This is a genomic window from Prauserella alba, assembly GCF_024171735.1.
In the GTDB taxonomy this organism is placed as follows: domain Bacteria; phylum Actinomycetota; class Actinomycetes; order Mycobacteriales; family Pseudonocardiaceae; genus Prauserella; species Prauserella alba.
This window is the reverse complement of the sequence record NZ_JAMTCH010000003.1, coordinates 1,032,930-1,056,830: the sequence shown is the minus strand read 5'-3', so window position 1 is coordinate 1,056,830 and position 23,901 is coordinate 1,032,930. Positions and strand designations below refer to the sequence as shown.

The window sequence follows — 23,901 nt, the reverse complement described above, 5'->3', positions numbered from 1 at the left end:
GCAACGGACCGCGGGCACCCACCGAGCGCTCTCCGGTCACGTGGAACGGAACCACTCACCCACAGGCAGACCGCGAAACACCCACCACGCGACGGTCACGGCCACGAGCGCGATCAACGCGGCTCGCCCTGCGCGCCCTGCCGGCCACCACCGCTGCGCCCGCCTGGTTTCCCAGCGAGCCAGTGCGAACAGCACAACCGCCGCCAATGGCAGAAGCACGGCGACCGCGAAGGCGTTATGGCCGACGGCGGCAAGCAGGTCGCCGCGCAACAGGCCCCCGATGGCACGGCTGCCGCCGCAGAACGGGCAGTCGATCCCGGTGAGCGCGCGGAACCAGCACGGCACCGCCAGGACGCCGGTGCCCAACGCCACGGCGATGAGCAGGCTGCCACCCGCAAAGCCCGGCGTGACACGCATGGCGCGCCACGGCCGGATCGCCTGCGGGGAATTCATGTCAGTAGTTGACCGGTTTCGTCGAGATCACGTAGGTCTTGGCGGCCTTGTCGTGCCAACCCTGGCGCGCCTGTTCGTCGAAGAACGGTGACAGATTCATAAGCAACGACACCAGCCCCCCGATGCAGGGGATGATGCCCGGTGCCATCTGAGTCGCGACGCGGCTGAACGCCGGGCCGCTACCGATTCCCGGTTGTTGCTGCATACTGCTCAACTCGGTCATGACTCGCAGACCCGCCACGCTCTTCCCAACCGTGGCGCCCCGAGATCCGAGCATGAGGCCCTCGTACAGGACCATCCCGATGAACGGGAGTGGTGCCATCAGCCAGATGAGCCAGTACAGGTCCGGATCGCTCGCGATGACGGCGAACTGGATGACCATCATGAGGATGCCGAACGGCATACCGATGATCAGACCGTCGACCAGCCGGGCAAGGAACCGGCTGCCCATGGTGCCGAGAACGAGGGGGCCGGTGTTCGGGAACTGGATCTGCGCACCGGGCACGATGATCCGGGCCTGACCGGCCACCATCTGACCGCTCCCGAAACCGCCGCGCTGCTGACCGGGGAATCCTCCCGGTTGACCGTAGGGATGCTGGCCGTACGGCGGCTGCTGCCCGAAAGGCGGCTGCCCGGGAGCCGGCTGTCCGTACGGTTGCTGGCCCGGCGCGCCGGGTTGCTGAAATCCACCGGACTGGGGACTCGGCTGCTGAAAGCCTCCCGACGGGGGCTGCTGCCCGTACTGTCCCGGCGTTCCCTGTCCGTACGGCTGACCGGGTTGCTGGCCGTACGGCGGCTGCTGCCCCGGTGCACCCTGTCCGTACGGCTGCTGCCCCTGACCAGGCTGTTGTCCGTACGGCTGCTGACCGTAGGGCTGCTGGTTGTAAGGATTGGTCATTCGGGTCTGTCTCCCCCTTGCGGCGATGATCGCGCGAGAGAGTACCCCATGGACACACCCGGCAGGATGCCCCGTGATCTGCCCCTTTCCGGGCTCTCACCCGGAACGTCAGTAATGCACCGGCTTGGTCGACACCACGAATGTTCCCGCGGCCTTGTCCTGCCATCCCTGACGGGCGAACTCGTCGAAGAATGGCGACACGCTCACGAGCGCGGTGATGAACCATCCGAGGCACGGCACCAGACCGGGTAGCGCGAGCATCGCCGCCCGCGTCATCCCCACACCGACACCAGGGCCGCCACTTCGGGGCGTGGCCGAACGAGCCGTGACGACCCGCACCCCGGCGACGGTTTTCCCGACGGTCGCACCGCGCAGGCCGACCAGCAGACCCTCGTAACCGAACCAGACGATCAAAGTGGCGGGCGCGATAAGTAACAACGTCCACCACAGACGCGGCTGGTGTGCCACCACTGCCGACAGCAAGCCGGCGAATCCGGCTCCTGCCGGGATCACGAGGATGGCCGCATCCACCAAACGAGCGACGAACCTGCTGGCCATGGTGGCAAGCACGAAGGGCCCGGCTCCGGGGAACCGGATCCAGGCTCCCGGCGTGATGATCTCCGGACGGTCGGGTCCACCTCCGGCCGGTGACGCTCCCGGACGCGTGATGGGGTGGGGCGGGTAGTGATCGGTCACGTCGAGGCCCTAGAAGCCCAGGCGGCCCAGCTGTTTCGGGTCCCGCTGCCACTCCTTGGCCACCTTGACGTGCAGGTCGAGGTAGACCTTCGAGCCGAGCAGCGCCTCGATGTGCTTACGGGCGTTGGCACCGACCTGTTTGAGCCTGCTCCCCTTGTGGCCCAGCACGATCGCCTTCTGGCTCGGCCGTTCGACGAACAGGTGCGCGTAGATGTCGACCATGTCGCCGGAGCCTTCGCGCGGGATCATCTCCTCGACCGTGACGGCGATCGAATGCGGCAGTTCGTCCCGTACGTCTTCCAGCGCGGCCTCACGGATGAGCTCGGCGACGAGCCGCTGTTCCGGTTCGTCCGTCAGGTCGCCGTCCGGATACAGCTGCGGCCCCTCGGGCAACTGGCTCACGAGCACGTCGGCGATCGTGTCGACCTGGTAGCCGCCGGTGGCGGACACCGGAACGAGCTCGGCGAACTCCATCACGTGCTGCAGTTCGAGGAGCTGCTCGGCGACGACCTCGGGTTTGACGAGGTCGGTCTTGGTGACGATCCCGACGACGGGCGTGCGCCGCGCGACCTTGGCCAGTTCCGCCGCGATGTACTTGTCGCCGGGCCCGATCTTCTCGCCCGCGGGCACGCAGAACCCGATGACGTCCACTTCGGACCACGTGGCGCGCACGACGTCGTTGAGCCGCTCCCCCAACAGGGTGCGCGGTCGATGCAGGCCCGGAGTGTCCACAATGATCAGCTGGGCGTCGTCCCGGTGCACGATGCCGCGCACGGCGTGCCGCGTCGTCTGCGGCTTGCTGGACGTGATCGCGATCTTCGTGCCGACGAGCGCGTTGGTCAGCGTCGACTTGCCCGCGTTCGGCCGCCCGACGAAACACGCGAACCCCGACCGGTGATCGGCCGGAGTCTCCCGCCACCCCGTGTCCTCGATCCCGGCGGCCCGCAGCTTCGCGGCGAGGTCGTCGCCGCCCGGCTCGTCCGTGCCGCCGCCACTCCGGCCGTGGTCGCCGGACTCCGTCACCGGAGGATCTCCTGCACGTCCCCGGCGACATCGGCGCGCAGCACCGGGGCGTCGGAGGTCAGGTCACGCACCGCGTGCACCGACGCCTCCGCCACGAGCGGTTCCGCTGTCACGACGGCCGCCGCCTCGAGTCCCTCCGCACCGCTCGACACCGCCGCCGCGACAGCGGCCTGCAGCGCCGTGAGCTGCAGCGACGGCAGGTCGACCGTCGCCGCCGCATAGGTCCGCCCGTCGGTGTCGCGCACCGCGGCACCCTCGGCGGCCTGGATCCGCGCTCTCGTCGAGCGCGCCAGGATGACGATCTTCTCGTCCTCCGGGTCGAGGTCAGGCATGTTCGACGCTCCTATCGCTGTCACTCTCGTCGCTTCCGTTGGTGCGCTGCGGCCGGTCCGCGTTCTCGTCGGTGGAACGCACGACGACCGTCGTGATCCGCATCCGGCCTCGGCGGTCCTTGCCGCCCTCGGCGCGCAACCGCAACTCGCCGATCTCGGCTTCGGCGCCGGGTAGCGGCACCCTGCCCAGCCGCTGTGCCATCAGCCCGCCGACCGTCTCGACGTCGTGATCGGACAGGTCGACGTCGAACAGCTCGCTCAGATCGTCGACACCCAGCCGCGCCGAGACCCGCACGGCGCCGTCGTCCAGCTCCTCGACGTCGGGCCGCTCCTCGGAGTCCGACTCGTCGGTGATGTCGCCGACGATCTCCTCGAGGACGTCCTCGATGGTCAGCAGCCCGGCGGTGCCACCGTACTCGTCGACGGCGATGACCAGGTGGTGACGGGAGACCTGCATCTCCTTGAGCAGGCTGTCGAGGCGTTTCGAGTCGGGGACGAACGCCGCAGGGCTCATCACCTCCGCGACCGGACGGGCGTTGCCGCCCTCGGACATGGAGGCCTGCACCAGATCCTTCAGGTTCACCACGCCGACGACGTCGTCGGCCGTGTCACCGATCACCGGCAACCGCGTGAACCCGGTGCGCATCGACAGCGCCAGCGCCTGCCGCACCGTCTTGACCTGCTCGATCCACACGATCTCGGTCCGCGGCACCATCACTCCGCGGGCCACGGTGTCGCCCAGCTCGAACACCGAGTGGATCATCTCCCGCTCGTCGGTGCCGACGACGCCCCGTTCGCCCGCGAGGTCGACGAGCTCGCGCAGCTCGGCCTCCGTGGTGAACGGCCCCTCCCGGAAACCCTTGCCCGGCGTGATCGCGTTGCCGACCGCGATGAGCAGCCTGCTCAACGGCCCCAGGACCTTCCCCAGCACCCGCACCGGGCCGGCCACGACCAACCCGACGGGGTAAGGATGCTGCCTGCCGATCGTGCGCGGGCCGACACCGACCAGCACGTAGCTGACCACCACCATCACCACGCCCGCACCGGCGACGGCGAACCAGTCCTGATGGAACCAGCGGATGCTGACGACCGTGACGAGCACGGTCGCCGTGAGTTCACACGCGAGCCGGAGCAGCATCAGCAGATTGATGTGCCTGCTGCGTTCGCCGATGACCGCCACGAGCTGGCGGGCGCCGGTCCGGCCCGCGCGGACCATGCCCTCGGCACGGGCCTGCGACACGGCACTCACCGCGGAGTCCGCCGCGGCGAACACCCCACCCAGCAGCACCAGCACGACCGCCAGCAGCAGGGCCGCGGTACTGCTCACGACGTCTCCTGCTCCGGCCCTCCGTCGAGCCCGGCCGCACCGAGCAGACGGTCGTCGACACTGCGCTGCGCCTCCCGGCGGGACGCCTCCAGCCGCGCCGCCTGGAACTCGGCCAGGATCCGGTTCTGCAGGCCGAACATCTCGCGTTCCTCGGCAGGCTCGGCGTGGTCGTAGCCGAGCAGGTGCAACGTGCCGTGGACGGTCAGCAGGTGCAGCTCGTCCATCAGCGAGTGACCCGCCTTCTTCGCCTGATCACGAGCGAAAGACGGGCACAGCACGATGTCGCCGAGCAGCGCCGCGGTGTCGTCCGGCGCGTCGGGCCTGCGCGTTCCCTCCATCTCGTCCATGGGGAACGCCATCACGTCGGTCGCTCCCGGCAGGTCCATCCACCGCTCGTGGAGGTCCTCCATCACGTCGAGGTTCACCAGCAACACCGACAGTTCGGCGAGCGGGCTCACCTCCATCTGGTCCAGTGCGAACCGGGCGGCCGACACGATCGACTCCTCGTCGACACCGACCCCGGACTCGTTGGCGATCTCGATACTCACGCGCGATCCTCGCTGTGCTTGCCGTTGCCCGCGGCCCCGCCCCGGCCCCGACGGCCGTCGCCGCGCCCGTCCGAACCGCGCCCGTCCGCAGCGGCCCCGGACGCCTCATCGGCCGCGGCGTCCTGCGTGGCCTGCCACTTCTCGTAGGCGTCCACGATGTCTCCGACGAGCTTGTGCCGCACGACGTCGGTGCTGGTCAGGGTGGAGAAATGCAGGTCGTCGACACCGTCGAGGATCTCGCGCACGATCCGCAGCCCGCTGCGCTGCCCTCCCGGCAGGTCGACCTGCGTGATGTCGCCGGTCACGACGACCTTCGAGCCGAACCCGAGCCGGGTCAGGAACATCTTCATCTGCTCGGGCGTCGTGTTCTGTGCCTCGTCGAGGATGACGAAAGCGTCGTTGAGCGACCTGCCGCGCATGTACGCCAGCGGAGCGATCTCGATGGTGCCCGCCTGCGTGAGACGCGGGATCGACTCGGGGTCGACCATGTCGTGCAGCGCGTCGTACAGCGGCCGCAGGTACGGATCGATCTTCTCGTTGAGCGTGCCCGGCAGGTAACCGAGCCGCTCCCCCGCCTCGACGGCCGGGCGCGTGAGAATGATGCGGTTGACCTGTTTGGCCTGCAGCGCCTGGACGGCCTTCGCCATCGCCAGATACGTCTTGCCGGTACCGGCGGGCCCGATACCGAACACGATCGTGTGCTGGTCGATAGCCTCGACGTAGCGCTTCTGGTTCAACGTCTTCGGCCGGATGGTGCGCCCTCGCCGGGACACGATGTCCATGCTCAGGACCTCGGCCGGGGACTCGGCATTGCCCGCCGACAACATGCCGACGGTGCGGCGCACCGCGTCCGGGCCGAGCGGCTGCCCCTTGGAGGCCAGGGTGACGAGTTCGGCCAGCGCCCGCTCGGCGAAAGCGACCTCCGCGGGCTCGCCGGTCAGCGTGATCTCGTTGCCCCGGACGTGAACATCGGCGTCGAGCAGCTCTTCGATGACGCGCAGGTTCTCGTCGCTCGACCCGAGCAGCGCCAGCGTGGCCGCGTCGGGAATCGGGAACTTCGAGCGTGCCTGGGTGCCGCCGGTCTTGGGGGTCTGCTGCGGAACGGTTCCGGCCACGTGGCCTCTGGCCTGCCTTCTGCACTCATCGTGCCGGTCGGTAACGGATGTCTGACTGCCATGCTAACGGCCCCACCGGCACGTCGGCTCCCGGATTGTCGGCTCCAGGACCGTCGGCTCCCGCGCGCCCGCGGCTCCTGCGCCGCGGCGTCAGCCCGCGCCGGACTCGTCCCCGTAACGCCCGAAGAAGCCGAGCTGTTCCCCGCCCAGTACGTGGGCGTGCACATGGAAGACGGTCTGCCCGGCGTCGGCACCGGTGTTGAACACGACGCGATAGCCGCCGTCGACGAGTCCGTCGAGTTCCGCCACGCGATGCGCGGTGGCGATCACGTCCGCGAGCAACTCCGGGTCGGCGGCCGCGAGCTCGCCGACGTTGCGGTACCGCGTCTTCGGCACGACGAGCACGTGCGTCGCCGCCTGTGGGGAGATGTCGCGGAACGCCAGCGTGGTGGACGTTTCGTGGACGATGTCGGCCGGGATCTCGCGCGCGATGATCCGCTCGAACAGGGTTTCCGACGGGTCGGGCTCACTCATGCGGGAACTGTAGCGGTCGGGGTGCGGTACGTGGGGACCGGAGAGCGGGGACCCTCGCGCCGTGACGGGCGGCCGAGTACCGGCGCCGTGCACCGTGGGGCGCGGGTGGTCCGGTGGCCGAAACACCGCGGCGCAGGTGGAACGTGGGGGACGCGTGCCACCCGCGCCGCGGCTCCGCCGGGCCGAGGGGGAGGTGCCCGGCGTGGTCTCGGCGTACCGGCCGCATGCAGCGATCCGGCCGGTCGTTAACCAGCGTAACTGTTTCCGCGCGAGAGAGCGAGCGGGGTGACCGCTCGTCGTCACGTCGTATCGGTGAGCGGTCACCAGCGTGCGGTCAGCGCGCCGAGCGTGCCGAGTGCCACCGCGCCCGCGGTCGACGTCCGCAGCACGGTCGGGCCGAGCCGCACCCCGACCGCCCCGGCGCGCGTGAGCGCCGTCAGCTCCTCACCGGTGACGCCGCCTTCCGGTCCGACGATCAGGTACAGCTCGCCGCGTTCCGGCAGCGACACGTCCTTCAGCCCCGTCTCGGCCGTGGCCTCCAGCAGGTATCCACCGTCGGCCTCGGCCACGAGCGCGGCCAGACCGGCCGTGTCGACCGGCTCGGGCACCTCGGGCACCCGGCCGCGCCGCGCCTGCTTCGCCGCCGAGCGCGCGGCGGCGCGCCAGCGGGCGAGCGCCTTCGCGCCCCGCGGGCCGTCGTCCCAGCGCGCGACGCTGCGCGCCGCACGCCACGGCAGCACCGCGTCCGCCCCTGCCTCGGTGGCCAGTTCGACGGCGAGCTCACCGCGGTCGCCTTTCGCCAGCGCCTGCACGACGGTGACCCGCAGCTCCGGCGGCGGATCCACCCGCCTGCCGCACACCGTGACCTCGAGCGACGGGTGCCTGCCCGGTGCGACCGCGTCGACGACGCAGTCGGCGAGCCCACCAGCGCCGTCGGCGAGCGTCAGCCGTTCACCCGCCCGCGTGCGCCGCACGGTCACCGCGTGCCGTGCCTCCTCACCGTCGAGCACGGCGTGTTCCCCCGGCGGCAGCGCGTCGACGAGGAACACCGGGGGCGTCGACTCCGGCGTCTGCTGCGCGCCCTCCTCGCCGGCGCCGTCACCGCCGGTCACGGTCACTTCTTGGCGCGCAGCTTGGAGAACAGCCCGCCGCGGTGGGCGCTGCTGCCCGCGAGTTCGGGCGCTTCCTCGCCACGCAGCTTGGCCAGCTGCCGCAGCAGGTCCGCCTGCTCGTCATCCACCTTCGACGGCACGACGACGTCGACGTGCACGTGCAGGTCGCCGCGGCCGTCGACACGGCCGGACGAGCGGAGCCGCGGCATGCCCTTGCCGGTGAACACCAGCTCGGTCTCCGGCTGCGTGCCCGGTTCGATCTCGACGTCGACCTCACCGTCGATGAGCGTCTCGAGCGGCACGGACGCGCCGAGCGCGGCACTGGTCATCGGGATCCGCAACCGGCAGTGCAGATCGTTGCCCTGCCGTTCGAAGACCTCGTTCGGCTCCTCGTCGACCTCGACGTACAGATCGCCCGCAGGACCGCCGCCGGGGCCGACCTCACCCTGCCCGGACAGGCGGATGCGCATGCCGTCGCCGACACCGGCCGGGACCTTGGCGGTGACGTTGCGCCGGGCGCGCACCCGGCCGTCGCCACTGCACTTGCGGCACGGATTGGTGATCGTCTCGCCGAGGCCCTGGCACGCCGGGCACGGCCGCGCGGTGACGACCTGGCCCAGGAACGACCGCTGCACCGACTGCACCTCGCCCTGGCCACCGCACGTGTCGCAGGTGGCCACGGAGCCGTTCTCACCCATGCCCGCGCCGCGGCACTCGTCGCACAGCACGGCCGTGTCGACGGCGATCTCCTTGTCGATACCCGTCGCGCACTCTTCGAGCGTCAGCCGCAGCCGGATCAGCGCGTCCGAACCGGGCTGGACCCGGCTGCGCGGTCCCCGGCCCCGGCCGCCGCCCGCGGCCGCACCGAAGAAGGCGTCCATGATGTCGCCCAGACCGCCGAAGCCGCCGAACGGATCGCCGCCGCCACGGGCACCGCCCGCACCGCCGCCGCCCTCCATCGGGTCACCGCCCAGGTCGACGACCTTGCGCTTCTGGGGGTCGGACAGCACCTCGTAGGCGGTCGTGACCTCGCCGAACTTCTGTTGCGCGTCCTCGGACGGGTTGACGTCGGGGTGCAACTCACGCGCGAGCTTGCGGTAGGCCCGCTTGATCTCCTGGTCGCTCGCGTCCTTCGACACGCCCAGAGTTCCGTAGTAGTCCCTCGCCACCGTTTCGACGTCCTCCTAGTACCGCACCTGAAACCGGGGTCAGCCGCCGGCCAGGATCCGGCCCACGTAATTGGCCACCGCGCGTACCGCGGCGATCGTCCCGGGGTAGTCCATCCGTGTCGGACCGACCACACCCATGCCACCCAGCAGCAGATCGTCGGACCCGTACCCGATCGACACGACCGAGGTGCTCCGCATCTGCGCGTCTTCATTCTCCCCACCGATACGCACCGTGACCGAACCGGGGTTGCGGGCGGCCGCCAGCAGCTTCAGCACGACGACCTGTTCCTCGAGGGCCTCGAGAACCTCCCGCAGCGAATCGGGGAAGTCCGCGACGCTGTTGGTCAGGTTCGCCGTCCCGCCGAGCACGAGCCGGTCCTCGGGGTCCTCGACCAGGGATTCGACGAGCGTCGTCGCCACCCTGGTCATCACGTCGCGCAACTCCGGCGGGCCCTGCTCGGGCAGGTCCGACACCTTCGCCGCCGCGTCGGCCAGTTTACGGCCCGCCAGCGCGTTGTTGAGCTGGTCGCGCAGCAGCGCCACGGAGTCCTCCGCGACGACGTCACCGAGGTCGACGTTGCGCTGGTCGACCCGGCCGGTGTCGGTGATCAGCACGAGCATCAGCCGCGCCGAGGTGAGCGGCACCACCTCGACGTGCCGCACCGTCGAGTTGGTCAGCGTCGGGTACTGGACGACGGCGACCTGGCGCGTCAGCTGCGCCAGCAGCCGCACCGACCGGCGCAGCACGTCGTCCAGGTCGTTCGCACCGTCGAGGAACCGGTGGATCGCCCTGCGCTCGGCCCCGGAGAGCGGTTTGATCTCCGAGAGCCGGTCGACGAACAGCCGGTACCCCTTGTCGGTGGGGATCCGGCCCGCGCTGGTGTGCGGCTGCGTGATGTAGCCGTCCTCCTCCAGCGAGGCCATGTCGTTGCGCACCGTGGCGCTGGACACGCCGAGGTTGTGCCGGTCGACCAGCGCCTTGGAACCCACCGGTTCCTGTTCGGACACGTAGTCGGCGACGATCGCACGCAGCACCTCGAACCGTCGCTCGTCCGCGCTGGCCACCAAGCACCTCCTCGCCCGTCTGGGCCGGCCGACCCGGCGGGCGCCGCCGCCGGGTCACCGGACCTCTCACCCGACGAGTTTACGGGCCGGGCGCAGGCGAGCGGGTCACGTGTTGCCGGGGAACCGCAGGTTGACCCCGCCGGCCGCGGCGGTCGACGGGGACGGCCAGCGCGAGGTGACCACTTTGCGGCGGGTGAAGAAGTGGAAGCCCTCGGGCCCGTAGGCGTGACTGTCGCCGAACAGCGAGTCCTTCCACCCGCCGAAGCTGTAGTACCCGACCGGCACCGGGATGGGCACGTTGACGCCGACCATGCCCACCTCGACCTGGCGCGTGAACCGGCGGGCGGCGGCACCGTCGCCGGTGAACACGGCGGTTCCGTTGCCGTAGTGACCGGCGTTGATCAGCTCCAGCGCCGCGTCCAGCGACTCGACCCGCACCACCGACAGCACCGGGCCGAAGATCTCGTCGGTGTAGATCGACATCTCCGGCCGGACGTGGTCGAACAGGGTCGGCCCGAGCCAGAACCCGTCGCCGTCGATGCCGGGTTCGCGGCCGTCGACGGCGAGGGTGGCGCCCGCCTCGTCCCCGGCGTCGACGTAGGAGGCGACCCGCTCGCGATGCGCAGCCGTGACCAGCGGCCCCATTTCCGAATCCGGGTCGCGGCCGTCGCCGACGCGCAGCTCACGCATCCGCTCGGTGATCTTCGCCACGAGCTCGTCGCCGATCGGGTCGACCGCCACGACGACGGACACGGCCATGCACCGCTCCCCCGCCGAGCCGAAGCCCGCCGACACCGCGGCGTCGGCCGCGCCGTCGAGGTCGGCGTCGGGCAGCACGGCCATGTGGTTCTTCGCCCCGCCGAGGGCCTGGCAGCGCTTGCCCGCGGCGGTGGCCTTCTCGTAGACGTAGCGTGCGATCGGCGTGGAGCCCACGAACGAGACGGCCTCCACCTCGGGGTGCTCGAGCACCGCGTCGACCGCGGCCTTGTCGCCGTGCACGACGTTCAGCACGCCGTCGGGCAGTCCCGCCTCGGCGAGCAGCTCGGCGATCAGCAGCGACGCCGACGGGTCCTTCTCGCTGGGTTTGAGGACGACCGTGTTGCCGCAGGCGATCGCGCCCGGCACGAACCACAGCGGAACCATGGCCGGGAAGTTGAACGGCGAGATCACGCCCACGACCCCGAGCGGCTGGGCCGTGGAGTGCACGTCGACACCCGTCGAGGCGTTCTCGCTGAACTCGCCCTTCAGCAGCTGTGGTGCGCTGCAGGCGTACTCGACGTTCTCCAGCGCCCGTGCGACCTCGCCCGCGGCGTCCGAGACGACCTTCCCGTGCTCGGCGGTGATCAGCCGGGCGAGGTCGTCCTGCCGCTGCGACAGCAGCTCGCGGAACCGGAACAGCACCCGGGAACGGCCCGCGAGCGAGGTGTCGCGCCACGCCGGGAAGGCGGTGGCCGCGGCGCGCACGGCCTCGTCGACCTCCGCGGGCCCCGCGAAGTCCACCCGGGCCCGCACGCTGCCGGTGGCCGGGTCGAACACCTCCCCGGTGCGCTCTGCGGTTCCGCTCCACGGCTTGCCCGCGATCCGGTGGGTGATGTGCTCGGTCACGACGTACTCCTCGGCGTTCGGTGCGGTCGGGTGGGCGGTGCGGGCCCGGCAGGTGCGGGCCCGCAGGGTCAGCAGGCGGCGATCGACTCGCCGAGGATGCCGAGCCCCTCGGCGGTCTCCTCGTCGGTGAGCGTCATCGGCGGCGCGAGACGCAGCACGTTGCCGTGCAGTCCGCCCTTGCCGATGAGCAGGCCACGCGCCTTGGTCTCCTCGAGTACGCGGCCCGCCGCGGCCGGGTCCGGTTCGTCGCTGCCGGGCCGCACCAGCTCCACCCCGATCATCAGGCCCTTGCCGCGGACGTCGCCGACGAGGGCGTGCCCGGCCTGGATGTCCCGCAGGCCGGTCAGCAGGGCCGTGCCCTGTTTCGCGGCGTTGCCCTGCAGGTCGTGGTCCAGTACGTAGTCGAGGGTCGCCCGGGCACCGGCCGTGGAGACGGGGTTGCCGCCGAACGTCGAGATCGAGTTCGCCCCGAGGCAGTCCATGATGTCGCCGCGGGCGACGACCCCACCGATGGCCAGGCCGTTGCCCAGCCCCTTGGCGAACGTCATGATGTCCGGCGTCACCCCGTGCGCGTCGATGCCCCAGAAGTGCTCCCCCGTGCGGCCCCAGCCGGTCTGGACCTCGTCGGATATCAGCAGGATGCCGTGGGAGTCGAGCACCTCCTTGAACGCTCCGAACATCCCGTCGGGAGGCGTGGCGAACCCGCCGACTCCCTGGATCGGCTCGGCGATGAGCGCGGCCACGTCGCCGGAGGTGGTGGTGCGCAGCACGTCGCGCAGATCCTCGGTGCAGGCATCGATGTAGCCGGCGTCGTCGAGACCGGAGAACGGGCCGCGGTAGCGGTAGCCGCCGTGCACGTAGCTGACCTTCACCGGGGAGAGCGAACTCGCCGACCAGCCGCGGTTGCCGGTGATGCCGACGGTGCCGAACGCCCTGCCGTGGTACGAGTTCCGCAGCGCCAGGATCTGGTTGCTGCGCCGGTACTGCGTGGCGAGCATCAGCGCGGTCTCGTTCGCCTCGGTGCCCGAGTTGGTGAAGAACACCTTCGCGTCCGGGATGCCGGAGAGCTCGGCGATCCGCTCGGCCAGCTCGACCTGCTTGCGGATCAGGTACAGGGTCGAGGTGTGCAGCACGCCCGAGTCGAGCTGGCGGCGTACCGCGTCGGAGATCTCGGGTACGTCGTAGCCGATCGCGTTGGTGAGGATGCCGGCGAAGAAGTCGAGGTAGGTGCGGCCGTCGCCGTCGGTGACCCGTCTGCCGTCGCCGCTCACGATCTCGATCGGCTCGTCGTAGTAGAGCGACAGCCAGCTCGGCAGCACGGCGCGGTGACGGTCGAGCAGGGGGCGAGCGGGCGGGTGACTCTGCGGCACGTCCGGTTCCGTCATGCCTCCGAGTTTCGGCGCGCGACGTGCGCCGAGGCCACACACAATCTGTACGGACTCCCCTCGGGGCCCGTACAGTCTGCCGTTCCGGCAGGTCCCTCGTGGAGGTGACATGTACCCGACGGTCGGCGACGTACTCGCACTGCCCGTGATGCGGCAGGGAGGGCCCCATGTCGTGGCGGGCGCCGACGGTCTCGACGCTCTGGTGCGATGGGTGCACGTGGCCGAGATCGCCGAGATCGCCCCGCTGCTGAAAGGCGGCGAGCTGGTGCTCACCACCGGGGTCGCGCTGCCGGACGACGACGCCGCGCTGGCCCGGTACGTCGACGACCTCGCCGCGGTCGGCGTGGCCGGCGTGGTCGTGGAACTCGTGCGGCACTGGCACGAACGGCTGCCGCAGGCGCTGGTCGCGGCCGCGGACAAGCACCGGCTGCCGCTGGTGACGCTGTCGCGCGAGACGCGGTACGTGACGGTGACCGAGACGGTGAACGGGCTCATCGTTGACGCCCAGGTCGACGAGCTGCGGGCTGCCGCCCAGGTGCACGAGACGTTCACCGAGCTCACCGTCTCCGGCGCGGAGCCGCACGTGGTGCTGCGCGAGGTGGCACGCCTGACCGGGCACGCCGTCGTGCTGGAGACGCTCAGCTACGAGGTGCTGGCCTACGACGCGGCGGGCGCCGACCCGGCCGAGCTGCTGGCCGGCTGGCAGCAGCGGTCACGTCGGGTCCGGACCGGCGAACGCACCGGCTACGACCGCGCCTCGGGCAGGCTGGTGGCCATCGTGGGCGCGCGCGGGCGCGACTGGGGACGGCTGGTCCTGCTGTGCGGGGAGCCGCCGCCGCATCGGCACGTCGTCGTGGCCGAGCGCGCCGCGTCGGCGCTCGCCGTGCATCATCTGCTGGCCGCCGGTGGCGACAGCCTGGAGCGGCAGGCCCACCGCGACGTGCTCCGGCAGCTGCTCACGGCGCCGTCGACGGTCACCCCGCTCGCCGAACTGGTCGCACGTGCCGAGGCACTGCACGTGCCGTTGACCGGACATCGGCTGATCGGCGCCGCGATCCGGCCGCGGCTGGCGGACCTGCCCGGCCCGCCCGCGGCGGCGTCGACCGGACCGCTGTTGCGCGACCTCGCGGAGGCGACCGCGCTGGCGACCCGTCGTGCGCGCGTGGCCGCGCTGGTCGCCGACCTCGACGGCATCGGCGTGCACGTGCTGCTGGCGCTCTCGCCGCGTGCCGACACCGACGCGGTGCTGCGTCGGCTCGCCGGTGAGGTGCGGCAGGCGAAGCAGGCGGTGCCGCTCGTGCTGGCCGTGGGCACCGCGGTGGATCGGCCCGCCGACGCAGGGCGCAGCCTCGCCGAGGCGGGACATGTCGCGTCGGCGGCGCTGCACCGCGGCGGGCATCCGCCCGACGGCTATCACCGCCTCGGCGACGTGCGCCTCCACGGCCTGCTGCATCTGCTCTCGGACGACGACCGGCTGGCCGCGTTCGCCCGCCGAGAGCTCGGCCCGTTGCTCGCGAAGGACGCGGCGACCGGGAGCCGTCTCGTCGAAGCGCTGCGCCGGTTCTGCGACCACGGTGGCAACAAGTCGGCGGCCGCCGCGGCGGCACACACCTCGCGCACGGCGTACTACCAGCAGCTGGGGCGTATCGAGCAGGCGCTGGATGTCTCGCTCGAGGACCCGGAGTCGCTCGTGTCCCTGCATGTCGCGCTGCTGATTCACGACGTACTCGCCCTATCGGGGGACAACGACCACTCGACGGAGTAGCACAGTCGACCCGGCGGTCCTGCCGATAGTCAGGGCATGCGTACGTTCAGCGCCCGCCTGTCCCGGACCGTGACCACCGCCGCATGCACCCTCGCCGCGCTCTCGCTGGGCGGCCAGGCGACGGCGGCACCGCCGGAATCGTCCCTGGCCCTGTCGTTGCGTCACAGCGACGGCACGATCGCCGTGACGCAGCTGCACTGCGACCCGGCGGGAGGATCCCACCCGGCCAGTGCCCAGGCCTGCGAGGCGCTCGACGACGCCGGTGGCCGTCCCGCGGCCCTCGACTCCGCAGGCCCCGGAACCGCCTGCCCGATGATCTACGCACCCGTCCACGCCTCCGCCCACGGACATTGGCGGGGCGAACCGGTGCACTTCACCACGACCTACAACAACGCCTGTCTCGCCGACGTCGAGTCCGGTGGTGTGTTCGGGTTCTGAGGTCCCTCCCGGATCCGGTCACCACCCGGGCCCACCGGCGGTGACCGGACCCGATATTCTGTTTCACCACGGTTTCGTACGCGATACCGGCGATGTTTCCCCGATCGGCGCAATCGACATTCTGTTGCCGCGATCACACATCTTTGAACACTCTGCCAATCCCGGCGGTCGCGCCGCGGCGCGCACGATGCGCCAATGGCGTCGACGACCGCACAACTCCGCCACCCGGACGGCCGGGTGGAACTACGCGATGCGTCGTCACTTCACGGAAGCCGGTTCTTCAACGACGAACTAGCCCCGGTACCCGTCGAGCGACGAACCTGGACCACGTACAACTACTTCGCGCTGTGGAACGGAATGGCCTTCAACCTTCCGTCCTATCTGCTCGCGTCCGGCCTGATCGCCATCGGCATGAACTGGGTGCAGGCCTTCATGACGATCGCGATCGGCAACGTGATCGTTCTCCTGCCGATGCTGCTCAACAGCCACGCGGGAACGAAGTACGGCATTCCGTTCCCCGTTTTCGCCCGTGCGTTTTTCGGTGTTCGCGGCGCCAATCTGGCCGCACTGCTCCGTGGGCTCGTGGCCTGTGGCTGGTTCGGCATTCAGACCTGGGTCGGCGGCCAGGCCGTCTTCGTCATCCTCGGCAAACTGTTCGGTGACGGCTGGACGGGCGCGGCGGAGTTCTACGACCAGCCGTGGACCCTGTGGCTGTGCTTCGCCGCATTCTGGGCGCTGCAGATGGCCATCATCTGGCGCGGCATGGAGGCCATCAAACGGCTCGAGAGCTGGGCAGCGCCCCTGGTCACCGTCGGCTTCGTGATCCTGCTGATCTGGATCCTCGTCAAGGCGGGCGGGTTCGGCCCGATCTTCTCGCAGGAGTCGCAACTGGGCTGGGGCCCGGAGTTCTGGGCGGTGTTCGCACCGTCGTTGACCGGCATGATCGCGTTCTGGGCGACGCTGTCGCTGAACATGCCGGACTTCACGCGGTTCGGTCAGGGCCAGCGCAAACAGGCCTGGGGACAGGTGCTCGGCCTGCCGACCACGATGTCGTTCATCGCGATCATGTCGATCATGATCACCTCGGGCGGCATGGTGGTCTACGGCGAGGCCATCTGGGATCCGGTCGAACTCGCCAGCCGGTTCGACTCGCCGATCGTGGTGATCGCCGCACTGCTCGGCATCGTGCTCGCCACGATCACCACGAACCTGGCGGCGAACACGGTCAGCCCGTCCTACGACTTCTCCAACGCGTTCCCGCGCCGGATCAGCTTCCGCACCGGCGGTCTGATCACGGGCGTCATCGGCATCGTGATCCAGCCGTGGCGGCTCATCTCCGACCCGAACATCTACATCTACGCCTGGCTGGGCTTCTACGGCGGCGTGCTCGCCACGACGGCGGGTGTGCTCGCCGCGGGCTACTGGGTCCAGGCGCGCCGGACGCTGTCGCTGACCGACCTGTTCGCCGACGGCGGCGGGCGCTACTGGTTCACGGGCGGCTGGAACTGGCGCGCTCTCGCGGCGACGGTCATCGGCGCGTTCTTCGCCGTCGGTGGTGCGTACTCCGCACCCGGTGAAGGGCCGTTCCCTGCCGACGGGCTGATCCCCGTTCTCCAGCCCCTGTACGACTACAGCTGGGTCGTCGGCCTCGTGGTCGCGTTCCTGGCCTTCCTCGCACTCTCGCTGCCCGGTGGCGGCGCGCCGAACAGCCCCAAGTCGCACAACCCGATTCCGGAGGAGGAGACAGGTGAACGAAGTGGTGAGGGCCGCCCTGGTCCAGCAGCGGTGGACCGGTGACAAGGATTCGATGATCCAGGCGTCCGTCGACGCCATCGCGTCGGCGGCCTCGCAGGGCGCGCAGGTGGTGTGCCTGCAGGAACTGTTCTACGGGCCCTATTTCTGCCAGGTGCAGGACACCGAGTACTACTCCTACACCGAAGCCGTGCCCGACGGTCCGACGACGAGGCTGATGCAGGAGGTCGCCGAACGGCACGGCATCGTCGTCGTCGCGCCGCTGTACGAGCAGGAGCAGCCGGGCCTGCTGTACAACACGGCCGCGGTGATCGACGCGGACGGCACTTACCTGGGCAAGTACCGCAAGAACCACATTCCGCAGGTGAAGGGGTTCTGGGAGAAATTCTACTTCCGCCCCGGCAACACGGAGTACCCGGTGTTCGACACGGCGGTGGGCCGCATCGGGGTGTACATCTGTTACGACCGGCACTTCCCCGAGGGATGGCGGGCACTGGGCCTTGCGGGGGCGAAGATCGTGTTCAACCCGTCCGCCACCAGTCGTGGCCTGTCGCAGTACCTCTGGCGACTCGAACAGCCCGCGGCGGCGGTGGCCAACGAGTACTACGTCGGCGCCATCAACCGGGTGGGCGTGGAACCGTTGGGCGACAACGACTTCTACGGTCAGTCCTATTTCGCCGATCCGCGGGGCCAGTTGGTGGGCGATGCGGCCTCGGACACCGACGACGAGGTCGTGGTGCGGGATCTGGACATGGACAAGCTCGCCGAGGTGCGCAACCTGTGGGCGTTCTACCGCGACCGCAGGCCCGACTCGTACGACTCGCTGGTGAAACCCTGAGGAGGCCGATCCGATGCGCACGCTGATCAAGAACGGCACCGTGCTCAGCACCACCGGGGCGGTGACCGCCGACGTCCTGGTCGACGGCGAGACGATCGCCGCAGTGACCGCTCCCGGCGTACTGGCCGAGCAGAACGTCGTGGCCGACACCGAGTTCGACGCCGCGGGCAAGTACGTCATGCCGGGTGGGATCGATGCCCACACGCACATGGAGATGCCGTTCGGCGGCACCTTCTCGGCCGACACGTTCGAGACGGGTACCCGCGCCGCTGCGTGGGGCGGCACCACGACGATCATCGACTTCGCCGTCCAGCCCAAGGGCAACTCGCTGTTGTCCACACTGGACGCCTGGCACGAGAAGGCCGACGGCGACTGCGCCGTCGACTACGGCTTCCACATGATCGTCTCCGACGTCAACGACGCGACGCTCAAGGAGATGGAGTCCTGTGTGGCCGCGGGCGTGAGCAGTTTCAAGATGTTCATGGCCTATCCCGGGGTCTTCTACTCCACCGACGGCGAGATCCTGCGCGCGATGACCAAGGCTGCCGACATCGGCGGCACGATCGCCATGCACGCCGAGAACGGCATCGCGATCGACGAACTCGTCGCCCAAGCGCTCGCCGAGGGCAGGAGCGAGCCGTACCAGCACGGCGTCACCCGGCCCCCGGAGCTGGAGGGCGAGGCGACCTCACGGGCGATCACCCTCGCCAAGGTCACCGGTTCGCCGTTGTACATCGTGCACCTGTCGGCAGCACAGGCGTTGTCGGCCGTGGCCGAGGCGCGCGACGAGGGGCAGAACGTCTTCGCCGAGACCTGCCCGCAGTACCTGTACCTGTCCATCGAGGACCTCGGGAAACCGGACTTCGAGGGCGCCAAGTACGTGGCCTCTCCCCCGCTGCGTGAGAAGCACCATCAGCCCGACCTGTGGCGGGGCCTGCGCACCAACGACCTGTCGGTGGTCTCGACCGACCACTGCCCGTTCTGCTTCAAGGACCAGAAAGAGCTCGGCCGCGGCGACTTCACCAAGATCCCGAACGGCATGCCGGGCGTGGAGCATCGGATCGACCTGCTGCACCAGGGCGTGGTGGCCGGCGAGATCTCCCTCGCCCGCTGGGTCGAGGCGTGCTCGACGACGCCGGCCCGCATGTTCGGGTTGTATCCCCGCAAGGGGGTGATCGCACCGGGAGCCGATGCGGACCTCGTCATCTACGACCCGGCCGCCGAACAGACCATCTCGGCCGAGACGCATCACATGAACGTCGACTACTCCGCGTACGAGGGCATGACGATCACCGGCCGGTGCGAGACCGTGCTCTCCCGCGGCAGTGTCGTCGTCGATCGCGGCACGTACCACGGCCGCGCCGGCCACGGCCGGTTCCTCGAACGCGACCTGTGCCAGTACTTGAACTGAGAGGAGCCGGGTGTGGAGTTCGGAGTGGTGCTGCAGACCGACCCGCCCGCGCGGGACGTCGTCCGGCTGGCGAGCCTGGCAGAGGACGAGGGATTCCGGTACGGGTGGACGTTCGACTCGGTCGTGCTGTGGCAGGAACCGTTCGTCATCTATTCGCAGATCCTCGCCGCGACGTCGTCGATGACGGTCGGGCCCATGGTGACCAGCCCCGGCACGCGGGACTGGTCGGTCATGGCCTCGCTGTTCGCGACCCTCAACGAGATGTACGGCAACCGGACGGTGTGCGGCATCGGCCGCGGCGACTCCGCGCACCGCGTCATCGGCAAACCACCGTCTACATTGGCCACTCTGCGGGACTGCATGGCCACCGTGAAGGAGCTGGCCGAAGGCCGCGAGACGGTTCTGCACGACACCGCGGTGCGCATGCCGTGGGTGTCGGGTGGCAGGCTGGAGATGTGGATGGCGGGCTACGGGCCGAAGGCGCTGCAGACCGTCGGGCAACACGCCGACGGCTTCATCCTGCAGTGCGCCGACCCGGCCATCGCGCGGTGGACGATCGGCGCCGTGCGCGACGCGGCGAGCGCCGCGGGCCGTGACCCGGGGGGCATCACGATCTGTGTCGCGGCCCCGGCGTACGTCGGGGACAACGTGGCGCATCAGCGCGAACAGCTGCGCTGGTTCGGCGGCATGGTCGGCAACCACGTCGCCGACCTCGTCGCCCGCTACGGCGACTCCGGGCCCGTACCGCGGGAACTGACCGACTACATCGCGGCGCGGGACGGATACGACTACGCCCATCACGGCCGCGCGGGCAACCCGTCGACGGATTTCGTGCCCGACGAGATCGTCGACCGGTTCTGCCTGACCGGCCCCGCCGAGGCCCATGTCCGGCGACTGGAGGAACTCGCCGAGCTGGGCGTCGACCAGTTCGCCGTCTACCTCATGCACGACCAGCGGGAGGAGACGCTGCGCGCCTACGGCCGCGACGTCATCGGCAAGCTCGCCGCGTGACGGCCGGGCGGTGTTCCGGCGGCGGAGCACCGCCGGAACACCGCCCGCGTCACCAGGGCCCACCCGACCGCCTCCGGCGGGTCAGCCGTTCCCGCGCTCCTCGGCCGCCCGTTCGGCGGCCTTCTCCTCGCGCCAGGTTTCGTCGTCGGCTCCGCGGCGCCAGTACCCGGAGATCGACGCCCGGTCGCGCTCGATGCCGTGCTCGCGCAGCAGGTACCGGCGCAGGTCCCGCACGAAGCCCGCTTCGCCGTGGACGAAGGCGTGCACGTCGCCCGTGGGGAACGCGAGGTCGCGCACCGCGGCGACGAGGTCGTCGCCGCGGGAGCGGTGCAGCCAGCGGACCTGGGCGTCGGCCTTCGTGACGAGCGGCAACTCGTCGTGCTCGTCCTCGACCAGTACGAAGACCCGGGCGTCGGCACCGTCCGGCATCGCCTCCAGTGCGTTCGCGATGGCGGGCAGGGCACTCTCGTCGCCGACGAGAAGGTGCCAGTCGGCCTCGGCCGACGGCGCGTAACCACCACCGGGTCCGACCAGCAGCACCTCGTCGCCCACGTCGAGCCGCGCCGCCCACGGACCCGCCAGTCCGCGGTCGCCGTGGTGGACGAAGTCGAGGACGAGTTCATGGGCCTCCGGGTCGAAGCCGCGCACGGTGTAGGTCCGCATCCGGGGCCTCTGCTCGTCCGGCAGGTCGGCCAGGTCGAGCGGGTCCGGGTAGGACACCCCGTCCGGCGCGAACAGCACCTTGACGTAACTGTCGGTGCACGTGTTCGGGGTGAACGCAGCGAAACCGTCGCCACCGCAGACGACCCGGATCAGGTGCGGGGTGAGGCGTTCGGTGCGCCGCACCGTGGCCCGCATCACCGGCCTGCTGCGACCTCGCTTGTCGGCCATCCGTGCACTCCTCACCTACGTCGTTCCCTCGCGAGTAAGGCTACCCTTACATTCACCCGGATGCACTCACGGCCCGTCACCGGCCGTGTCGACGCCGACCGACGCGGCCGCGCGCGGCCCGCGGGCACCCCGGCAGCGGGCGCCTCTTGACACTTCGCCAACAAGCGGCGAACGTATGTGCCCATGACGCAGTTCGACTACGACGTCCTGGTCATCGGCTCCGGCTTCGGTGGCAGCGTGAGTGCGCTCAGGCTGACCGAGAAGGGCTACTCGGTCGGTGTGCTCGAGCAGGGCCGCCGGTTCGCCGATCACGAACTGCCCCGGACGTCGTGGCGGCTGCGCGACTACGTGTTCGCGCCCGCGCTCGGCTGCACGGGCATTCTGCGCATGACCCCGCTCACCGAGGCGCTGGTCCTCTCCGGTGCGGGCGTCGGTGGTGGGTCACTGGTCTACGCCAACACGCTCTACCAGCCGCCCGACGCCTTCTACGCCGATCCGCAGTGGTCCCACATCACCGACTGGAAATCCGAACTCGAGCCGTACTACGACCAGGCGAAGCGCATGCTCGGGGTCGCCACGTACCCGTGCACCACGCCCGCCGACGAGGTGATGCGCTCGGTCGCCGGCGACATGGGCATCGGCGACACCTACGGTCCCGCACCGGTCGGCGTGTTCTTCGGCGACGGCGACACGAAACGTGGCGCCACCGTGCCCGACCCGTACTTCGGCGGGGCCGGCCCGCAGCGCCGCACCTGCACCCACTGCGGCGAGTGCATGACCGGCTGCCGTCACAACGCCAAGAACACGACCGTCAAGAACTACCTGTACCTCGCCGAGGAGGCGGGCGCCCACGTTCACCCGCTCACCACCGTCACCGGCGTACGGCCCCTGGCCGGCGGCGGCTACGCGGTCGAGACGGCCGCCACCGGCAAGCCGTGGCGGAAGCGGACGATGCACGCCGAGCAGGTCGTATTCTCGGCGGCCGCACTCGGCACGCAACGCCTCCTGCACCGGATGCGCGACCGCGGCACCCTACCGCGGCTGTCGGATCGTCTCGGGGTGCTGGCGCGCACCAACTCGGAGGCGATCCTCGCCGCGCGGTCCGTCCGGACAGGCACGGAGTACCACCGCGGCGTGGCCATCACCTCGTCGATCCACCCCGACGAGGTCACGCACGTCGAACCCGTGCGCTACGGCAAGGGCAGCAACCTGCTCGCCCTGCTCGGAGCGGTACTCGTCGACCCGAAACCCGGCAGGCGGCGCTGGCTGCTGGGCCTGCAGGAGATGTGGCGCCGGCGACGGGACCTGCCGAGGCTGCACAACCCGAAACGCTGGTCGGAGCAGACGATCGCGCTGCTGGTGATGCAGACCCTCGACAACTCCGTCACCACCTACACCAAGCGGGGCAGGCTCGCGACGAAACAGGGCGTCGGCGAACCCAATCCGACCTGGATCCCCGCCGGCCACGACGTCGCCCGGCGCGTGGCGGACAAGATCGGCGGACTGCCGGGCGGCGGCTGGAACGATCTGGCCAACGTTCCGTTGACCGGGCATTTCATCGGCGGCTGCGCCATCGGCGACTCCCCGGAGACCGGTGTCGTCGACCCGTACCAGCGTCTCTACGGGTACGAGGGGCTGCATGTCGTCGACGGGTCGGCGATCTCGGCCAACCTCGGCGTGAACCCGTCACTGACCATCACGGCACAGGCCGAGCGGGCGATGGCATTGTGGCCCAACAGGGGCGAGCCCGACCCACGGCCCGCGCTCGGCTCGGCATACCGCCGGGTCCGCGCGGTCCCTCCGGCGAAGCCGGTCGTGCCCGAGGCGGCGCCGGGTGCACTGCGACTGCCCCTGTCACCGGCGTGAACCACGCACGCATGCGAAACTCCACCACATGACCGCCGGATCCGCGCCGAAGTGGCGCAGGCTCGAGCCCGACGAACGCAGGGAACAGATCTTCGTCTGCGCCGCCGAGCTGTTCGGCGAACGGCCCTACGCCGCCGTGTCCACCGCAGACATCGCCGCACGCGCCGGTGTCGCCCGCGGGCTGATCAACCACTACTTCGGCACGAAGCGCGAGCTGTACCTCGCCGTCGTCCGGCGGACGCTGACGCTGCCACCGTCGGCCGTGACGACCCTCCCGGACGGTTCCCTCACCGAACGCACCGATGCGGCCGTCGACTGGTTCCTCGACATGGTCAGCAAACAGCAGAAGACGTGGCTGGCCGCGATCACGCCGGAGGGCATCGGCCGCGACGAGGAGGTCGAGCACATCCTCGACGAGGCCGATCGCGAGGCGGCGGGGCTGGTGCTGGAGGCGATGGGGTTCGATCGTGGGGACGAGCGCTGGGAACAGTTGATCGCGATCGTGCGTACCTACGCGGGCATGGTCAAGGCGGCCAGCCGCGAATGGCTCGACCGCGAGACTCTGAACCGCCGTCAGGTGCACACGGTGCTGTCGCACGTGCTGCGCACCCTCGTCGCCGACGTGATTCCGCGCGCCCGCACCCAGTCCGAGTAGCGAGAGATCCGC

23 protein-coding genes are annotated in these 23,901 nt (G+C 70.3%); 8 read left to right on the top strand and 15 right to left on the bottom strand.

Annotation, left to right across the window (positions count from 1 at the left end; translation table 11 throughout):
• Positions 1-36 precede the first annotated feature (36 nt).
• The 14 genes from LY12_RS04755 to LY12_RS04690 all read right to left on the bottom strand — a co-directional run bounded on the left by LY12_RS04755 (position 37) and on the right by LY12_RS04690 (position 13,262).
• Positions 37-453: a DUF2752 domain-containing protein gene (locus tag LY12_RS04755; RefSeq protein ID WP_253853495.1), complete on the bottom strand. Its 417-nt coding sequence runs from the start codon at positions 451-453 to the stop codon at positions 37-39.
• A 1-nt stretch (position 454) separates the two neighbouring features.
• On the bottom strand, positions 455-1,351 hold the full coding sequence (locus LY12_RS04750) for an RDD family protein (protein WP_253853494.1): 897 nt from the start codon (positions 1,349-1,351) through the stop codon (positions 455-457).
• Positions 1,352-1,459: 108 nt separating this feature from the next.
• Positions 1,460-2,047, bottom strand: coding sequence for an RDD family protein (locus LY12_RS04745; RefSeq protein WP_253853493.1), 588 nt, complete (start codon positions 2,045-2,047; stop codon positions 1,460-1,462).
• Positions 2,048-2,056: 9 nt separating this feature from the next.
• Positions 2,057-2,980, bottom strand: a complete 924-nt coding sequence (gene era / locus LY12_RS04740) for a GTPase Era (RefSeq protein ID WP_253854889.1) — start codon at positions 2,978-2,980, stop codon at positions 2,057-2,059.
• An 86-nt stretch (positions 2,981-3,066) separates the two neighbouring features.
• Entirely contained in the window at positions 3,067-3,402 is a 336-nt protein-coding gene (locus tag LY12_RS04735) for a cytidine deaminase-like protein (protein WP_253853492.1), read from the bottom strand.
• A complete protein-coding gene (locus LY12_RS04730; RefSeq protein WP_253853490.1) occupies positions 3,395-4,729 on the bottom strand; it encodes a hemolysin family protein in 1,335 nt (444 codons plus the stop codon). The genes LY12_RS04735 and LY12_RS04730 overlap by 8 nt, the downstream gene beginning before the upstream one ends.
• Positions 4,726-5,277, bottom strand: coding sequence for an rRNA maturation RNase YbeY (ybeY, locus tag LY12_RS04725; RefSeq protein WP_253853489.1), 552 nt, complete (start codon positions 5,275-5,277; stop codon positions 4,726-4,728). The genes LY12_RS04730 and ybeY overlap by 4 nt, the downstream gene beginning before the upstream one ends.
• Entirely contained in the window at positions 5,274-6,392 is a 1,119-nt protein-coding gene (locus LY12_RS04720; protein WP_253853488.1) for a PhoH family protein, read from the bottom strand. The genes ybeY and LY12_RS04720 overlap by 4 nt, the downstream gene beginning before the upstream one ends.
• 150 nt (positions 6,393-6,542) lie before the next feature.
• Positions 6,543-6,926 (bottom strand): histidine triad nucleotide-binding protein, encoded by a 384-nt coding sequence (locus tag LY12_RS04715; protein ID WP_253853487.1) that lies wholly within the window; start codon positions 6,924-6,926, stop codon positions 6,543-6,545.
• A gap of 320 nt (positions 6,927-7,246) precedes the next feature.
• Positions 7,247-8,038 carry a 16S rRNA (uracil(1498)-N(3))-methyltransferase gene (locus LY12_RS04710; RefSeq protein WP_253853486.1) on the bottom strand — a complete coding sequence of 264 codons (792 nt, stop codon included), beginning with the start codon at positions 8,036-8,038 and terminating at the stop codon, positions 7,247-7,249.
• Between the two features lie 2 nt (positions 8,039-8,040).
• Positions 8,041-9,207: a molecular chaperone DnaJ gene (dnaJ, locus tag LY12_RS04705; protein WP_253853485.1), complete on the bottom strand. Its 1,167-nt coding sequence runs from the start codon at positions 9,205-9,207 to the stop codon at positions 8,041-8,043.
• 39 nt (positions 9,208-9,246) lie between these two features.
• A complete protein-coding gene (gene hrcA, locus LY12_RS04700) occupies positions 9,247-10,272 on the bottom strand; it encodes a heat-inducible transcriptional repressor HrcA (RefSeq protein WP_253853484.1) in 1,026 nt (341 codons plus the stop codon).
• Positions 10,273-10,377: 105 nt separating this feature from the next.
• Complete coding sequence (locus LY12_RS04695) at positions 10,378-11,877, bottom strand: CoA-acylating methylmalonate-semialdehyde dehydrogenase (RefSeq protein WP_253853482.1); 1,500 nt, start codon at positions 11,875-11,877, stop codon at positions 10,378-10,380.
• Positions 11,878-11,945: 68 nt separating this feature from the next.
• Positions 11,946-13,262 carry an aspartate aminotransferase family protein gene (locus tag LY12_RS04690; RefSeq protein WP_253853479.1) on the bottom strand — a complete coding sequence of 439 codons (1,317 nt, stop codon included), beginning with the start codon at positions 13,260-13,262 and terminating at the stop codon, positions 11,946-11,948.
• Between the two features lie 109 nt (positions 13,263-13,371).
• Between LY12_RS04690 and LY12_RS04685 the strand changes: the two genes are divergently transcribed.
• The 6 genes from LY12_RS04685 (at position 13,372) to LY12_RS04660 (ending at position 20,477) form a co-directional block, all read left to right on the top strand.
• The gene (locus LY12_RS04685) at positions 13,372-15,027 is read left to right on the top strand and encodes a PucR family transcriptional regulator (RefSeq protein WP_253853478.1); all 1,656 of its coding nucleotides are present in this window, start codon (positions 13,372-13,374) and stop codon (positions 15,025-15,027) included.
• A gap of 36 nt (positions 15,028-15,063) precedes the next feature.
• The gene (locus LY12_RS04680) at positions 15,064-15,465 is read left to right on the top strand and encodes an SSI family serine proteinase inhibitor (RefSeq protein WP_253853477.1); all 402 of its coding nucleotides are present in this window, start codon (positions 15,064-15,066) and stop codon (positions 15,463-15,465) included.
• Between the two features lie 195 nt (positions 15,466-15,660).
• Entirely contained in the window at positions 15,661-17,262 is a 1,602-nt protein-coding gene (locus LY12_RS04675; protein ID WP_253853476.1) for an NCS1 family nucleobase:cation symporter-1, read from the top strand.
• Positions 17,213-18,055 (top strand): nitrilase-related carbon-nitrogen hydrolase, encoded by an 843-nt coding sequence (locus LY12_RS04670; RefSeq protein ID WP_253853474.1) that lies wholly within the window; start codon positions 17,213-17,215, stop codon positions 18,053-18,055. Before LY12_RS04675 ends, LY12_RS04670 begins: the two co-directional genes overlap by 50 nt.
• Before the next feature lie 13 nt (positions 18,056-18,068).
• On the top strand, positions 18,069-19,466 hold the full coding sequence (gene hydA, locus LY12_RS04665) for a dihydropyrimidinase (RefSeq protein ID WP_253853473.1): 1,398 nt from the start codon (positions 18,069-18,071) through the stop codon (positions 19,464-19,466).
• Between the two features lie 12 nt (positions 19,467-19,478).
• Complete coding sequence (locus LY12_RS04660; RefSeq protein ID WP_253853472.1) at positions 19,479-20,477, top strand: TIGR03842 family LLM class F420-dependent oxidoreductase; 999 nt, start codon at positions 19,479-19,481, stop codon at positions 20,475-20,477.
• 81 nt (positions 20,478-20,558) lie between these two features.
• Here the strand turns inward: LY12_RS04660 and LY12_RS04655 are convergent, their stop codons facing one another.
• On the bottom strand, positions 20,559-21,368 hold the full coding sequence (locus tag LY12_RS04655; RefSeq protein ID WP_253853471.1) for a siderophore-interacting protein: 810 nt from the start codon (positions 21,366-21,368) through the stop codon (positions 20,559-20,561).
• A 183-nt stretch (positions 21,369-21,551) separates the two neighbouring features.
• On the opposite strand from LY12_RS04655, the gene LY12_RS04650 reads away from it, so the two are divergent.
• Together LY12_RS04650 and LY12_RS04645 are read left to right on the top strand one after the other, a co-directional pair.
• Positions 21,552-23,234 (top strand): GMC oxidoreductase, encoded by a 1,683-nt coding sequence (locus LY12_RS04650; protein WP_253853470.1) that lies wholly within the window; start codon positions 21,552-21,554, stop codon positions 23,232-23,234.
• A 28-nt stretch (positions 23,235-23,262) separates the two neighbouring features.
• Positions 23,263-23,889 carry a TetR/AcrR family transcriptional regulator gene (locus tag LY12_RS04645; protein ID WP_253853469.1) on the top strand — a complete coding sequence of 209 codons (627 nt, stop codon included), beginning with the start codon at positions 23,263-23,265 and terminating at the stop codon, positions 23,887-23,889.
• Positions 23,890-23,901 lie beyond the last annotated feature (12 nt).